Origin of the sequence: Methylobacterium nodulans ORS 2060 (genome assembly GCF_000022085.1) — a bacterium.
In the GTDB taxonomy this organism is placed as follows: Bacteria; Pseudomonadota; Alphaproteobacteria; order Rhizobiales; family Beijerinckiaceae; genus Methylobacterium; species Methylobacterium nodulans.
The window spans coordinates 4932983-4948029 of the sequence record NC_011894.1; the positions used below are offsets into that span (position 1 = coordinate 4932983).

Annotated in this window: 15 protein-coding genes; 8 read left to right on the forward strand and 7 right to left on the reverse strand. The window is 66.2% G+C overall.

Annotated elements, in window-relative coordinates; all coding sequences use genetic code 11:
* Window positions 1–382: 382 nt before the first annotated feature.
* Both MNOD_RS22865 and MNOD_RS22870 read left to right on the forward strand, forming a co-directional pair.
* Window positions 383–1075 carry a GntR family transcriptional regulator gene (locus tag MNOD_RS22865; protein ID WP_015931334.1) on the forward strand — a complete coding sequence of 231 codons (693 nt, stop codon included), beginning with the start codon at window positions 383–385 and terminating at the stop codon, window positions 1073–1075.
* Between the two features lie 282 nt (window positions 1076–1357).
* Window positions 1358–2830, forward strand: coding sequence for a protein adenylyltransferase SelO (locus MNOD_RS22870; RefSeq protein ID WP_043751885.1), 1473 nt, complete (start codon window positions 1358–1360; stop codon window positions 2828–2830).
* Between the two features lie 31 nt (window positions 2831–2861).
* On the opposite strand, the gene MNOD_RS22875 is transcribed toward MNOD_RS22870, so the two are convergent.
* Window positions 2862–4151 (reverse strand): lytic murein transglycosylase, encoded by a 1290-nt coding sequence (locus tag MNOD_RS22875; protein ID WP_015931336.1) that lies wholly within the window; start codon window positions 4149–4151, stop codon window positions 2862–2864.
* Window positions 4152–4317: 166 nt separating this feature from the next.
* Between MNOD_RS22875 and MNOD_RS22880 the strand changes: the two genes are divergently transcribed.
* From MNOD_RS22880 to MNOD_RS22890, 3 genes are all read left to right on the forward strand, one after another.
* Window positions 4318–4821, forward strand: a complete 504-nt coding sequence (locus MNOD_RS22880; protein ID WP_015931337.1) for a YciE/YciF ferroxidase family protein — start codon at window positions 4318–4320, stop codon at window positions 4819–4821.
* Between the two features lie 310 nt (window positions 4822–5131).
* A complete protein-coding gene (locus tag MNOD_RS22885; RefSeq protein WP_015931338.1) occupies window positions 5132–6187 on the forward strand; it encodes an AI-2E family transporter in 1056 nt (351 codons plus the stop codon).
* A 77-nt stretch (window positions 6188–6264) separates the two neighbouring features.
* Window positions 6265–6636: a hypothetical protein gene (locus tag MNOD_RS22890; RefSeq protein WP_015931339.1), complete on the forward strand. Its 372-nt coding sequence runs from the start codon at window positions 6265–6267 to the stop codon at window positions 6634–6636.
* Window positions 6637–6681: 45 nt separating this feature from the next.
* On the opposite strand, the gene MNOD_RS22895 is transcribed toward MNOD_RS22890, so the two are convergent.
* Window positions 6682–6927, reverse strand: coding sequence for a DUF6894 family protein (locus MNOD_RS22895; protein WP_015931340.1), 246 nt, complete (start codon window positions 6925–6927; stop codon window positions 6682–6684).
* A gap of 1504 nt (window positions 6928–8431) precedes the next feature.
* Complete coding sequence (locus MNOD_RS22905; protein WP_015931342.1) at window positions 8432–8644, reverse strand: hypothetical protein; 213 nt, start codon at window positions 8642–8644, stop codon at window positions 8432–8434.
* 1280 nt (window positions 8645–9924) lie between these two features.
* Here MNOD_RS22905 and MNOD_RS22915 point away from each other — a divergent pair.
* Window positions 9925–10149, forward strand: coding sequence for a hypothetical protein (locus MNOD_RS22915; RefSeq protein ID WP_050783383.1), 225 nt, complete (start codon window positions 9925–9927; stop codon window positions 10147–10149).
* Between the two features lie 50 nt (window positions 10150–10199).
* Here MNOD_RS22915 and MNOD_RS22920 read toward each other — a convergent pair whose 3' ends face one another.
* Together MNOD_RS22920 and MNOD_RS22925 are read right to left on the reverse strand one after the other, a co-directional pair.
* The gene (locus MNOD_RS22920; protein ID WP_157091534.1) at window positions 10200–10496 is read right to left on the reverse strand and encodes a hypothetical protein; all 297 of its coding nucleotides are present in this window, start codon (window positions 10494–10496) and stop codon (window positions 10200–10202) included.
* A gap of 584 nt (window positions 10497–11080) precedes the next feature.
* Window positions 11081–11299 carry a DUF6894 family protein gene (locus MNOD_RS22925; RefSeq protein WP_043751894.1) on the reverse strand — a complete coding sequence of 73 codons (219 nt, stop codon included), beginning with the start codon at window positions 11297–11299 and terminating at the stop codon, window positions 11081–11083.
* Window positions 11300–11578: 279 nt separating this feature from the next.
* On the opposite strand from MNOD_RS22925, the gene MNOD_RS50055 reads away from it, so the two are divergent.
* Complete coding sequence (locus MNOD_RS50055; protein ID WP_015931348.1) at window positions 11579–11713, forward strand: hypothetical protein; 135 nt, start codon at window positions 11579–11581, stop codon at window positions 11711–11713.
* A 977-nt stretch (window positions 11714–12690) separates the two neighbouring features.
* Here the strand turns inward: MNOD_RS50055 and MNOD_RS48215 are convergent.
* Window positions 12691–12858, reverse strand: coding sequence for a hypothetical protein (locus MNOD_RS48215; RefSeq protein WP_015931349.1), 168 nt, complete (start codon window positions 12856–12858; stop codon window positions 12691–12693).
* A gap of 552 nt (window positions 12859–13410) precedes the next feature.
* Window positions 13411–14025, reverse strand: coding sequence for an Hsp20/alpha crystallin family protein (locus MNOD_RS22930; protein WP_015931350.1), 615 nt, complete (start codon window positions 14023–14025; stop codon window positions 13411–13413).
* 710 nt (window positions 14026–14735) lie between these two features.
* Here MNOD_RS22930 and MNOD_RS41680 point away from each other — a divergent pair.
* Window positions 14736–15020 (forward strand): Hsp20/alpha crystallin family protein, encoded by a 285-nt coding sequence (locus MNOD_RS41680; protein WP_050783384.1) that lies wholly within the window; start codon window positions 14736–14738, stop codon window positions 15018–15020.
* Window positions 15021–15047 lie beyond the last annotated feature (27 nt).

Genomic DNA, 15047 nt, shown 5'->3' on the forward strand with positions numbered 1-15047 from the left:
GAACTTCCGTCCCGCACGGCCACATGATCAATTACCATTCCCATGCGATCAGCCGAAAATCCGTCCGGATGATCAACTCGGTGCAGATGCGGCTCCCGTCATTCGGCATGGCCCTCCTAAACTCATTCCCGACACAGGCACCTCATCAGTCGCTGGCCGGGTGAGTATTTTGTCTTGTTGTGTTGGCATGTGGTATGCCAGGATCCAGGCGATGTCAAGCAGAGGATCCGCCGGGCACAAGGGGCCAGCGGCGAGAGGCCGGATCGGAGGGCGATCAGCCTCACGATCGGCCCGCGGTCCCTTCGATTCCGGGTGAGGTCCGGACCCGGCGGAGGGGCGGGCCTGATCCCGGCCCGCGGCGAGGAACGAGTCAGGTGCGCACATGATCAGGTCCATCGAATTCACCGTGACGCCGATCGCCACCGCGGCGAATCTGCGCACGCAGGTCTACGAGGCGCTGAAGGCGGCGATCGGCGAGATCGACATCTACGGGAGCCCGGGCGAGATCCGTCTCGACGAGCGCCGGCTGGCCCGCGACCTCGGGGTGAGCCGCACGCCGGTGCGGGAGGCCTTCACGGTGCTGGAGCAGGAAGGCTTCGTCCGCTCGGAGGCGCGACGGGGCGTCTTCGTGGTCCGGAAGACCAAGCGCCAGATCATCGGGATGATCCATGCCTGGGCGGCCCTCGAAGGCATGGCCGCCCGCCTCGCCTGCCAGCGCGCCACGGACGAGCAGATCGCATCGCTCGAAACCCTCTTCTCCGATTTTCTCGAACGCTCCCCGTCGGAGCACATCGATGCGTATTCCGACGCGAACATCCGCTTCCACCAGGCGATCATCGCGCTCGCCCAGTGCAGGATTTTCGATGAGATGTCCGGCACGCTGATGATGCATGTGCGCGGCATCCGCCGGGCGGCGATCCGGACGGATGGCCGGGCGGACAGGTCGAATGCCGAGCATCGCGCGATCCTGCGCGCGTTGCGCGACCGCGCCTGCGAGGATGCCGAGCAGCTCGTCCGCGCCCACGGCCTCGGGCTCGCGGCCCATGTCGAGTGCTACGGCGACGCGCTACGGTGAGCGGCGACGATCCTGCGCAGGACCTGCTCCGGACGCATGCCGCCCCCATCGTGTCATACGGTTTTCGGTTGATTCCTTCCGAGGCGAGTCCGCGCGGGAACCCCTCTCCCGCACGGGACAGGGATTCCCGCGCCCGCTTGTCTCCGAACGGATCAACCGGAAGCCGTATCATCCCTGCATGGCGGGTCGGATCCCGATCGTCTCCCCATGGTCTGCGGCGAACCGGTCCCCACATGGACTTGAAGAATGCTCCGACACCCCTCCGCCAAGGCCCGCTCCGCGATGACCATTCCGTTCGACAACAGCTACGCGCGCATGCCGGAGCGCTTCTTCGCCCGGATCGACCCGACCCCGGTCCCGGCCCCGCGGCTGATCCGGCTGAACCGGGACCTCGCGCGGATGCTGCAGCTCGATCCGGACTGGCTCGCCAGCCCGGAGGGCCTCGCGGTTCTCGCCGGCAACCGCGTCCCCGCGGGCGCGGAGCCGATCGCAACCGCCTATGCGGGCCATCAGTTCGGCCATCTCGTGCCGCAACTCGGCGACGGCCGGGCGATCCTCCTCGGCGAGGTGGTCGGTCGTGACGGCATCCGCCGCGACATCCAGCTGAAGGGGTCCGGCCCGACGCCGTTCTCGCGCCGGGGCGACGGGCGCGCCGCGCTGGGCCCGGTCCTGCGCGAGTACATCGTGAGCGAGGCGATGGCGGCCCTCGGCATCCCGACGACGCGGGCCCTCGCCGCCGTCGCCACGGGGGACCGCGTGGTGCGCGAGCGGCTGCTCCCCGGCGCGATCCTCACCCGGGTCGCCTCCAGCCACATCCGGGTCGGCACCTTCCAGTACTTCGCGATCCGGGGCGACGCCGAGGGCGTGAAGCGCCTCGCCGACCACGTCATCGCCCGGCACTATCCGGAGATCGCCGCAGAGGAGCATCCCTACGCCGCCCTCCTCTCCGCGGTGATCGCCCGACAGGCCGCGCTCGTCGCGCAATGGCTCTGCGTCGGCTTCATCCACGGGGTGATGAACACCGACAACATGTCGGTGGTCGGCGAGACCATCGATTACGGCCCCTGCGCCTTCCTGGACGCCTACGACCCCGCCGCCGTGTTCAGCGCCATCGACGAGCACGGGCGCTACGCCTATGGCAACCAGCCGATGATCGCGCACTGGAACCTCGTGCGGCTCGCCGAGACCCTGCTGCCGCTCCTCGCCGCCGAGACCGAGGAGGCCATCCGGGTGGCCGAGGAGCGCCTTGCGGGTTTCGCGCCGCTCTTCCAGGCCGCCTATCAGGCGGGGCTGCGGCGCAAGCTCGGCCTGTTCACGGCCCGCGACGACGATGTGGTGCTGGCGGGCGACCTTCTGACCGCCATGGCCGCGAATCGTGCGGACTTCACGCTCACCTTCCGGCGCCTCGGGGCTGCGGCGGCGGATCCCGCGCGGGACGGCCCGGTGCGCGACCTCTTCATCGATCCGACCGTCTACGACGCCTGGGCGGCGCGCTGGCGCCAGCGCCTCGCCACAGAGCCGCAGACGGCGGACGAGCGCCGTCGGGCCATGGACCGCGCCAATCCGGCCTATATCCCGCGCAACCACCGGATCGAGGCGGTGATCGAGGCGGCGGTGGAGCGCGACGACTTCGCGCCCTTCGCCGAGCTCCTGACCGTGCTGGCTGGGCCCTACGAGGATCAGCCGGACTTCGCCCGCTACGCCGCGCCGCCCGAGGAGCACGAGCGCGTCCACCGGACCTTCTGCGGAACCTGAGGCCGCCGCGCCGACGCGACCGCCGGCAGGATCAGCGCCCGGCCCTGACGCGGTCGAGGAGGATCGCGTCGGCATAGCCGTCCGGGATCAGCCCCGCGGCGGCCTGGTAGACCCGGATGGCCCGGCGTGTCTTCGGGCCGATCTTGCCGTCGATGCCGCCGGCATCGAAGCCGCGCTCCGACAAGCGGGCCTGCAGGTCCCTGCGCTCGTCCTGGCTCAGCATATGGTCGCCCCGCGGCCAGGGCTGGACGAGAGAACCGGCCCCCCGCAGGCGATCGGAGAGATGCGCGACCGCGAGCGCGTAGGACAAAGCGGTGTTGTAGCGCAGGATCACCTGGAAGTTGGGCAAGAGCAGGAAGGCGGGCCCCCGCGCACCGGCCGGAACCAGGAGCCGGGCCGGCGTCGGGGTCGGCGCGGGCGGCTGCCCGCCCGCCACGCGCACGCCCAGGGCCTGCCATGCCGCGAGCGGGCGCTCGGTGACCTCGTCGGCCAGCGCGTAGTCGAACCCCTCGGGCAGGACGACCTCGTAGCCCCAGCCCTCCCCGGCGCGCCAGCCCATCGCCTTGAGGTCGTTCGCCGTCGAGGCGAGCGCATCGGGAACCGAATGCCAGATGTCGCGCCGGCCATCCCCGTCGAAATCGACCGCATGGCGCAGATAGGTGGTCGGCATGAACTGCGTGTGGCCCATCGCGCCGGCCCAGGAGCCCGTCAGTTGATCCAGCGGGATGCCGCCCCGATCGGCGATCTGCAGCGCCGCGAGGAGCTCGTCGCGCCAGTAGGGCGCGCGCTCGCCGCCGCAGGCCAGCGTCGCCAGCGAGCGGATCACCGGCCTGACCTTCGTCGGCTTGTCGAGGACGGCACCGTATCCCGATTCGATGCCCCAGATCGCCGCCAGGACGAAGCGGTCGACGCCGTAGGCCGTCTCGATCGCGGCGAGGACCGGCTCCCACTCGCCGAGCTTGGCGCGCCCATCGACGATTGCCGTCTCGGTGACGGCCGCATCGATGTAGTCCCAGAGCGGCTTCTCGAACTCGGCCTGCTGGCGGGACGCGGTCAGAACCTGCGGGTCGGGCGACAGGTCCTGAAGGCTGCTCGCGACCACCGCCTGAGCGACGCCCCGCGCCCGGGCCTCCGCGGCGAGATCCTGCTTGCAGCGGTCGAAGGCCGCCTGCTCGTCCGGAGAGACGGCGGTTGCGGTGTCGGGCGGAGCAGCCGTCTGGCCGTGCGCCGGCAGGCCAGGCCAGACCAGTCCGAGAATCAGGGCTGCCCGCGCGAAGCGGCGCCGGATCCGGCGTCTCGGGTCGGAATGTCGCATGAGCATCCGAGGCTCCTCATGAGCGGGCCGCCTCCGACGGTCCTGCGCGGCCATCCGATTCCGGCTGCCGTTCGGAACCTCCGCCCGGAATGCCTCATTCTCGTCTCGAAGGCTCAAGGCCCGCTGCAGCTTGGCCTTGGAGTCGAGTTGAACAAGATAAAAGGAGGACAGCATGGGTCTGTTCACCAAGGATATCCGGACGCTGGACGACCTGTTCGTTCATACGTTGCAAGACATCTACTACGCCGAGAATCAGATCACGAAGGCGTTGCCGAAGATGATCGGGAAGGCGACGGATCCGCAGCTCAAACAGGGCTTCGAGACCCATCTGCGCGAGACCGAGAACCAGATCAAGCGCTTGGAGCAGGTGTTCCAGATGCATGGGCAGCAGCCGAAGGCGGTCGATTGTCCCGCCATCGACGGCATCATCAAGGAGGCGAACGCGACGGCGGGCGAGATCGCGGACAAGGAGGTTCTCGATGCCGCCTTGCTCGCCGAAGCCCAGGCTGTCGAGCATTACGAGATCACGCGCTACGGCACCCTGATCGCCTGGGCGAAACGGCTTGGCCGCAATGATTGCGCGAAAGTGCTGCAGCAGAATCTGGACGAGGAGAAAGCCACCGACAAGAAGTTGACCGCCATGGCGGAAAGCAAGGTCAATCAGAAGGCTGCCTGACCCGGGGCCGGACCGCCCGAGGTTCACGGCCGCCGCGGGCGGAGGGTCCCGTTCCGGCCGGGCGCGCCGTGCTTGATCGCGCTTTGGAGCGGCGGCTGCGGGGGCAAGGAAGCTCCCGCAGCCATACATGCTGGCGGCAATGCTCTCCCCCGCCCCTTCCGCCCGCCGTCTTGTCGATGAGCAGGGCGACGTCCGGGCAGCGCCCGTGGATCATTTTCAGTCTGGCGCTCCGGGCATCAGAGATGCGAGACCTGACCGGACGCCGAAACGGCAGTCGGTTTCGCCAGATTGCAGCGCCTGAGCCGGCCTCATGCTCGATCCCGTCAAGCCATACCAGCCAGCCTCGGTCACAGCCGCCCCGACCCGTCTGTCCCGGCTGGAGGTCGCAACCCAGCTCCTGACCGGCCTCGCCCTGCTGGGTACGCTGTGGTTCCACCTGCTCACATCCCTGCTGGCGGGATTGCTGGTCTACGAGCTCGTGCACCTTCTGGCTCCCCGCCGCTCCATCACCCTGGTGCATCACCACACGGCCAAGGTCATCGTGGTGACTCTCCTGGCAGCGATCGTCGTCACCGCGGTCGGAGCGGGAACTCTCAGCCTCATCGCGCTGCTGTCGGGCGGCTCGGACAACCTCTCCCTGCTCCTGCGCAAGATGGCCGAGGTGATCGACACGGCGCGCTCCTCCCTGCCCTCCTGGGCGCTCAGCTTCCTCCCGGAGGAATCGACCGAGCTCAAGACGGCGAGCGTGACGTGGCTGCGCGAGCATGCCGGCCAGCTGCGCTCCATCGGCCAGGATGTCTGGCACGCCCTGTTCCACATCGTGTTCGGCCTCGTGATCGGCGGCATGGTGGCGGTCAGCCGCGAGACCGGCACCGGCGAGCGGGGGCCGCTCGTTCACGCGCTGACGAACCGCCTTCGCCTGCTCGCGGCGGCCTTTCGCAACGTGGTGTTCGCTCAGGTCCGCATCTCGGCCCTGAACACCGCGCTCACCGCTCTCTACCTGCTGGTGGCCGTGCCCTGGCTCGGCATCCCGCTTCCGTTCACCAAGACCATGGTGGTGGTGACCTTCGTCACGGGGCTTCTGCCCGTGATCGGCAATCTGATCTCGAATACCGTCATCGTGCTGGTGAGCCTGAGCGTCTCGCCCGCGCTGGCCGTCGCCTCGCTCGCCTTCCTGGTGGTCATCCACAAGCTGGAATATTTCCTGAACGCCCGGGTCATGGGCGGACAGATCCACGCGCGCGCCTGGGAGATCCTGGTCGCCATGCTGATCATGGAGGCGCTGTTCGGAATCCCCGGCCTCGTCGCGGCACCGATCTTCTACGCCTACCTCAAGAACGAGCTCTCGCTGCAGCGTCTGATCTGACCGGCCGCCGCCGCGGAGGAAGGCCCGGTTGCGGCACGGGGATGCATCCCGCGGCCGCGGCGGGTAGACAGGGCGCGATGCTGCCCCGCCGCGACGGCTTTGGTCTCCTGCTGCTCGCCTGGCTCGCGAACCAGGCCATCGGCATCGGTGCGCACGGCTGTCCGCTGGACCCGGCCATCCTCGGCTGGGGCCCGGCCATCGGATCGGCGCTGTTCCTCGCATGTGTGGCCGCGGCCGCCCTGGCATTCGCCGCAGCCTTCGCGGCCTACGAGTTCGCCCTTTTCGGGGCCGCCTTCCTGCTGCAGGGCGGCACGGGCGCGTATGCGCCCGTGGTCGTCGCGCGTCTCTTCCTCATCGACCTCGGCGCTTTCGCCGGCCTGTCGCTGTTGCAGGCCCTCGGCCGTTCCCTCGCCGAGATCCGAGGCGCCCGCAGCCGGCCGGCCGCCTGAGCCGGGACCCGAACTCCGAAACCGCGCCGCATCGATCCGCCGACCCTACACAACCGGGATCGTGATCAGGACCGTGTCCGCACCGGTACGAATGACGAGCTTCCAATCCCGTCCGAGGCTCTCCAGTTCGCCGTCGGTGCGCATCTCTCGCAGAGCAGCTTCGGCTTGCGTCAGCACATCGGTGAAGTCGTCCGCCTCCACGCCCTCGTCGTCGGGGATGATGGTGTGTCCATCGGTGAGGTCGAAGTGGAAGCGTTGCACCGCGTAGCCCCCCCTGCCGGCGCGGATCACGGGGTCAGCCTGTAGCTGCCGGCCTGCGCAGTCAACCACAGCCACTCTCTGACCCGCTCAATTGCGACTTGTTCTCCTCGCGCACAACGAATTATGGGATGACCAGCTTCGCTTACTTGTTACTCTTTTGGATTGGCGGTATGCTATTAATAGGTAGGATAGGTCACCAAAAGAGGCCATGCCCTAGCTCGACGGTATGGGGCCAAACGGCGTTTGCATAAGTATGTTCGTTCGACTCCCCTGGAGATTAAAATGAATATGACGGCATCAAACGTTGAGCCTCATTACATAGAGAAGAAGCCTGCTCAAAACAGTAGAAACATTCGTGACCACATAACAAAAATAATCAGGAAACTGATTGCATCTCAAGGCGAAACAAAATCAAGTAAGAAAAATTAGCTTGCATTTGTGTGCGGATTGGATCCTGAGTGCGCAATTCGTGCGACAATCCGGCTTGTTTATGTGCATCTCCGGCAAAGCAGCGGTGGCAGTTTGGAGGTGCCTTCTACAGTTTTGACAAACTGGTCTGTCTCTTGGAGCCAAGCTGACGGGTTGCGAGTCGCTGCGTCATCGGCGCGGATCGGGATCGTGCAGCACCAGGCGCCCCCCCCCCCCCCCCCCGCACTCCGGCAAGAGCTTTCGTCGGCTTCCCGAAGGGCTTGGCTGGAGGCCGGTCCCTGCGAGGGAGCGCTCATCCGCTCAACAGCCGGCGCAGATGCCCTTCGTGATGATGCTGTCTTGCCGCTGCTGCGGCGTGCGGCGCTCGATGCTGCCCGTCGTCGCCGGACTTGCGTCTCGGCTGGGCGGCTTGGTTTGGCCCACCGCAGTCGTATTCGGTGCGCGCTGGGTCGAGAGCGGACCACCTCCGGTGCCGGTGCGGGCCGTCTGATCCTCAGCGGCGACGGGAGCGGTCAAAACGAGAGCGACCCCAAGGGCCGCCGCGCGAGCAATCTGCATTGCAGCCTCCTGTCCGGAACCAACGCGAGATGGCAGGAGCAGTTCTCAGGCAGGCCTGCGCCAATCGCCCGCCGCGGCGGCCGCCCATGCCCGCCATGAGGGCTGGGGCGACCGCCAACCACGGCGTTGACGGAATGAGCGAAGCTGATCGCCGAGAGCGGCGCCAATCGGTTCAGCAGCAACGAGCCGCGGGTGAGCGCCGCGTTCGTCGTCGTGCCTGCCGAGGCAAGCGGCTCTCAAGCCTTGATGTGACGCGCTCCCTGACGCCGAACCGGCCTCCACTTCGGCGGGGAGCGCTCGAGAGCCTTGTCCGACGCAGTGGATGCCGGTTCGGCGCAGACAATGCGGCAAGCTCAAAGGCCAGGAGCGGAAGCCGGTCCACCGTGACCGGATTCTGCCCTAGCCGTGACGGCTGGCCCCTTCGCATTCGCTCAGGACGCGGTGGCGACCGGCATGGATATCCTGAACGAGCGGGTGAAGACGCTGCGGTGAGGCGCGCGGGCGCGCTCCGCCTGCCCGGAGGCTGTCGCCTGCGCGCGCCGGCGGATCAGGCAGCCTCGCGCTTTCCCGCGACGGTTTCTCGATTGCGCTCCGCATCAGCCTCGATCACGGCGACGGCCAGAGCAACCTGGTCGGGCATGTCTTCCTCCGAGCCCCACCAGATGGTGTCGCCGTTGCTCATCGTCGCGTAGCGGGCCAGTCCGTAGGTGCCCATCTCGACGATCCGACCGGGCCGCCGCATCCTATCCATGCCCTTCATTGCCAGGCCTCCATCGACATCGGTCCGCCTGCAGCCAACGGAAGATGACCCCGAGTTCAAAGGACGGGCCAGTCTCAATTGTTGGCCGTCATCGCACTCTTGCGGGCTACCGACACATGTAAACGTGCCGGACCAGCGCTGGATCACGCAGCGGCGGCAGATCGGGCAGCGGCTGGTCGAGTCCGGCCGGCGCCCGCGCGGTAGGTTGAGCGGGGAGCCGGCCCAATGCGGCCCGCTTACGCGTGCCACGAGGCGGATCGCGGGCTGTCGGCCACCCCAATCACCCGCGCAAGGAGCCCGCCGCGCAGCCTCGGGCTCGCCCGGGTCTGGTGACGGGTTTGGCCGTGCCGTCCCGGGCGACAGAGAGGCTGACGGCTTCCGCCCTGTGGTCAACCGCCCTGCCAAGCCCCCTGCCCGCCACTGCGCCCTCTTTGCATAGCTCTCCGGCTGCGCAATGGGTGAGCCGCGACAGTTGTGCTTGTGGCGCATGGCTGCCCTACGCTCCAGCACGATTGTGTTGTGCAGTGCAGCGTGAGATACCAGCGCCATGCACGGCCGCGATGGCGTCGCGGTCTTGCCTGCCCTCCTTGGGCGTTTCCTCCCTAGACTTCGGGCCGCTCGCAAGAGCGGCCTTTTTTCTGTCCGGGAGCAGCCCTGCGCCGACCTTTCCCTGCCGTGCTCAAGCTTTCGCTTCGCCCGTAAAGCTTGGCCCATGCCGGCTCTGCCGCTCCATGCCTCTTTCGGGTGTATTGGCGCTGCTCCCCGGAACCGGATGTGCAGTTGAATGTCTCACTAGATACTCCGTCTTGGCATCGTGGCGATGCCGCGACCACGTTGCCGCTGCTGCAGAGGGCACTCTATAGTCGCATGGCCGCCCTGCCCCGAGAGGCCGCCCATGTCGTGTCGCCATCACTCCGCCGCGGTGTCTCCGGCACAGATCGCATCCGCCCCGTCCGCGGTGTGGAAGTGGCGCCGTTGGCCGCACAGGCTTCCGGTCCCGGCAAACGACAACCCTGTGCCGCCGGCCAGACTGGCCAGGCGGTGGACGGCCGCCGCCGCCTTGGTTCGTGCCGCGATGGTCGTTCTCGGCTTCACCCTGTGATCGTTCAGCTGGTCCGGTCGGCCCGGGAACGGCCTCCGGACGAACATGGTCCGGGACTGCGAAGCTGCGGAACGCGTTGATCCCGTTCGACAAAGGTTAATGACGACAGAAGGCGGGCACCGTCAAAACTCCATTGTCGGGAAAATGACCAAGCTAAAGCGTCCCGACAGGGAGGGAGATGGTGCAGATCACCAATCTTGACGAGCCTGCCGACCTGACTGTCTGGTGCGTCGGCCCCCGATCATCGAAGGCTGTTGAACCCGTCGCGTTCTCCACATTGCGGGCCGCGCTTCGCGAGGCGAGGAAAGTCCTCAAGATGCCCGGCTTGGCACCCTGGATCACCACCGCGGACGGACTGATCCTCACGCCTGCCTGGCTCGCGGCCTACACTGCCGAGACGTAGCGCCGGCCCGGCGGAGCTGCAGCGGCGCTCAGGCACCGAGGGCGGATCCGTCAGTGCAGGTGGAGTTGGCGGCGGATCTCCGCCTCCAACGCAGCGATCCGCTCCTCGGCCGCATTGGCCCGAAGGAACTGTTTCCCCGCATCCGTGAGCGCCATCGTCAAGGACACTTGGGTCCTTTCAAGTTCGGCCGTCAGCTTGGCAAGCTGCCTGTCGCCCTCCAGCAACTGCTCCCTCTGTCGCTCAACTCTCTCGGACAAATCTCGTATTCTTTGCTCCAGATCTCGAAGCTGGCCGCAGCGGCATTCCGGCTTGGCGCGACCGATCGGTTTGCTTGAAGAAGGTGCCATGAATTCACGCCTTCGAGCGCTGATGCAGGATCTCGGTCGCGAGAGATGGACAGCGGCCGCCGGGTCGCAAGCAGAGCATGCTTCCTCGGCATCCATCCTGCACCCCTCGATCTCGAATTGAGACAATCGGCAGTTCGGCCCCCTCCTGCGCGGTCCAGGTGCCGGAGCGTGCGGATGCGTGGCCCTCCTCTCGTGGCGGCTTCGGCCGGCCGTCCTCCAATGAAGCAGCCTCGCCGCCGGCTGAGCCGAGCGGACGAGGCTGTCTCCAGGTCTGGTCTCCGTCGATCCGGGCCGTGTCCCGGTCGTCTCGGGTTCTGCCTCCCGGCCCTGAAGTCGTAAAGATGTGATAACGGGCGATATTGAACCGTAGGCAAAGAAATGCAGTGAATGCCGGGGCAAGGAATCTTGATGAAGCCTTGTCGCCGCCCCGGCCCACCGCTGCGCCGCCGCAGGGAACGCCGTCTCGTGGGCAAGCCGGTTCGCGCTGCCTTACAGGTGGGAGAATGTCCTCAGCAGTCTCAGCAAGAGGACGATCATCGCGGTCTCTCCCGGGACCTGACGCGCGCGTGCGCCGTGCTGCGCCGTCAGGCGATGGGGATGGTCACCAGGACGGTCTCGGTCCCTGTGCGAATGACGAGTCTCCAGCCCGGGTCGAAGTCGGCCAGCTCGCCATTGGCGCTCATCTCCTCGAGCGCGGCCTCGGCTTGCTTCAGCGCGTCGGTCAAGTCGTCGGCCTCGACGCCCTCGTCGTCGCGAATGGTGGTGAGTCCATCGGTGAGGTCGAAGTAGAAGCGCTGTGCCACGTAGCCCCTCACGGTCCGGATCACGAGACCAGCCTGAAACTCCCTGCCTACGTAGTCAACCACAGACCCTCCCCGACTCAGCCGAATGTGACTTGCTTTCTTTGTGTGCAATCATCCGTAACACATTAAGTTTCATGTAGTTGTTATTCTTTCGGGTGGGTGATATGCTACTAGTAGGTAGGGCGCTTGGCCAATGGGCTGCGCCGCCGCAAATCGATGATATGCAATCAAGCGGCGATCGGGTGAGCGTATTCACTGTCGGTCTTGGAGGCTGAAGCGATGCTTGCGTTTTCGGGGATTGAGGCAGACCATATTAATGAGAATTCTTCTGAACAAAGCGAGAAGATTCGTGCTCACGTTACAAAAATGCTCCGAAAGCTGATCGCCCTGCAAAGTGAGAAAAAGATTCAATGACAGGATCGATGCTGTCCTTGCAGTCATGTCTCACAGGCCACTGAATCGTGCCCTGTGAAACGGGTTGCCGACGAAGGCACTGGATGCGCGATATCGCTCCAGCAACGATGCCACAACGGAAGCGTCGTACTGATGGTGGGTGCCAAGTCACTTGGCCTGAAGTCACCTTGGCCTGCGCGGCGTTGCGCTGATCCTCCCAGTGCGCGGCCCCATGGCACAGCATGCTGGGTTGCGCAATGCGCCGGGTCAGGCATTGCCGTCCGAGCGCACTTAACGCGATTTCGGCCATGGCGAGCCATGATCCGTGCATGGACGTGTGGCGGAGGTCGAAGCCGGCCCAGTCGGCGCGGCGCCGGTTGGAAGGTGGCCCACGGCCCGAGAGAGGCGGTGCACCTCAGTGACGGCATAAAGCCGTGCTGCCTGCCACCGTTGCAGCACAGAAGATCTGATCGGTCGTGTGCGTGATCTGTGTGAAAGCTTCGTCCTTCATTTTCGCCGCAAGTGGTCCAGTCAGTGCAACTGAGGAGCACGCTCCGCTCGCAAGTGCCAGCAGCACCACGATGTCGAGCAGACGCGCTCGCAGGGGACTTGCGACCCGGCGGGCGGTCCGGGGCTGATGGCGAGGGGAGAGGTAGACGACATTGCCGCTCCCGGGGAGCGGGCGACTGCCACTCTGGGGTCTGCGAGCCACTCTGCGAGCCACATCGGTCATGATTCCCCCCGGCTCCTCGGCGTATCCGTGTGCCCTGTGAACAACGTAGAACCGCGTAGAACCCCTTCTGTCTGCGCTGCTGCACATAGCTCGAGCAACCGAACCTGCCCGAAATCCTTCGGATGGCATCCGGCGGTTGGGCAGATCACTGCCTGATCGGCTTCCGCGGCGGGGTTTTCTCTCGGCTACGCTGTCGTGGTTTATGGGCGAAGCGCCCAGCCAGGACGCGAGTTCAAGGGCCTTCCGGGCGCTCCAAATACCCGAGCTATTGGCACATGCTGAAAGAGATACAGTGGTCTGCGGTCGCCAGATCCAACTCGGAAGCGGCCGGAACTGCCGCGGCTTCCGACTTGGGCGGATTGGTCAGCATCGTCGCCCAGAAGGCTGTCGTTGCAAGCATGGCGGCTGCAACAAACAAGCTCAGCTTGCGCATGCAAGCCTCCTAAGTATCGCCGAAGAGATACAGGCTCGCGCGCCATCTGCGCGACCGACCTGATCCGGGCGGATCATGCAGCCAACGGATACCCGCTCAAAGCGTTTATTGCAGGTAAACGCCGAATGGCAGCGGTTCCATCGTCAACATTCTGATTCAAGCACAGGTAGCATCATCCAGAGGGATGATGCTGAACAATTTCACGTACCGTATCCTCGATGGCTCCGATGCCAGCGTGGCCGCCTGCTGCGACGCTTGGGACCGCCCCTCACCCCCGAGCGCCTGGGCTCTCTCACCATCAGCCCTGGATTCGGACGGTGTCGCATCAGCGCAGGCGGTACGGCTCGAAAGCGCGCTGGAGCGCTCCCCGCCGAAGCGGATGCCGGTTCGGCGTAAAAGAGCGTGAAAAATCAAAGATCTGGGAGCCGTGGCCGTTTCAACCGAAACGGGCGCGGCTCTCAGCATCCTTCGCCGGAGCGTCCCGCGATTCGGCGAAGGATGCGGAATCGAAGAAATCCAAGCGGGTGGCGCGGCTGCGCCCCGCCACCCGGCTTAGGCCCCGGCCCCGCTCTGGCCGCCTTGCGGGGCTTGTCCCTGGCCGGCCTCGCTCATGCCCTGGCTCACCTGATCGCTGCCCTGGCCACCGGCCCCTCCGCTGCTCTGGGATCCTCCGGCGCTCTGGACCTGGATGCGGCGGGAGCGCTCCTGCTGAGCGGTCTTGGGCAGCGTGATCATGAGCACGCCATTCTCGAAGCTGGCTTTGACCTGCTCGGCGTCGACCGGGAAGGGCAGCCGCAGCGAGCGCTGGAAGGTGCCGTAGGAGCGCTCGACGAAGTGGAAGTTCTCCTTCTCGCCGCCCTTGCTCTGCTCGAACCTCTTCTCGCCGCGGATCGTCAGCACGTCATCATCGAGGCTGACATCGATGTCCTTGTCCGTGACACCCGGCAGTTCCGCCGTGATACGGATCTCCTTGTCCGTCTCCGACACGTTCATGTGCGCATTGATGAAATGCCCCCCTCCCGTGGCCTGGCCGCCGCTCGCTGGCAGGCCGACGTCGCGGAAGACGTCGTCAAAGAGCCGGTTCATCTCACGATGGAGAGACAGGAAGGGATCACCACCTCCGAGCAGGCTGCCGGAGCGGAACGGGGTGAGAGGGTTGCGTGCCATAGTCACGGTCCTCTGATGAGGAAGACAGGAGCCGGTGCTTGCCCGACCCGGTGGCGGCTCCGGTCCATGCGGGCGGATCTGAGGCTGGAAACGACGCGCGAGGTTTCCTTGGCAGGATTCGAGTGGCATTCGCCTGTCCCAAGCCGGGCGGCGCGGCTCCACCCTGCCATCCGGCTTGGATCTCTTCGATTCCGCATCATTCTCAGCGCCGAACCGTGAGACGCTTCGGCGAAGCATGCAAGAGCTTTGCACCCCCTCCCTGGTCTCATGAGGCCGCAGCCATGGGTCGCTCGCCGGACTTTGTCCGCAGGCGCTTCGCCCGAGCCGTGCGATGTCTCTGCTTGGATTCTGCTCCCCATATGCTGGCGGCATGGATCGTCGGAAGTCGGACGATAATTGGCGCAGCCAATTCAACAACAGCCTTTATCAACCTGAGCCGCACAGCGAAGCTACCGCAGGAGCTCGGCACGGGAGCTCGGCCGGCCCGGTCGCCTGCAGGCCGAAAGTCATGGCACCTCCGGCGCCCCGCCGCATTGTCATGAATGCCAGCGGCTTGGGAGTGCCGCACGCCCTATCGGGATCCCCGGCGAGCTGGATGCTGTCCGAGGCCATCAACGCGGCTCGCACGAGCAGACAGGATGCATCGCGAGCTCTTTCGCCCGCCGCAACCTGGAGCCAGGCGTGAGCCCGTTTGGGAACCGCCCGTCGACATGCTGAAGACGGAGGACGCGGTGCTCATCCTGGTCGCCCTGCCGGGCGTCGACCCGGATCAGGTTGCGGCGATGATCGAGGACGATGCGCTGATGGTCAGCGGCCGGCGCGCGCTCCCCCTGAGCTTCGGCATGCATCCTGCTGCCCTCGCGCAACGCTGGGTCGCCGCCTGGACGGCGGCGAAGGACGCGAAGGCGCGCCCTGAGGGCCCGCAACTTGCCGTCATGGCACCGCCGCGTGCCGGTGCTGAATGGCGGCAAGGCAACAGACGCAGTCACTTGTAGCGCCCTGCCCAGCTTTCGATCATCGCC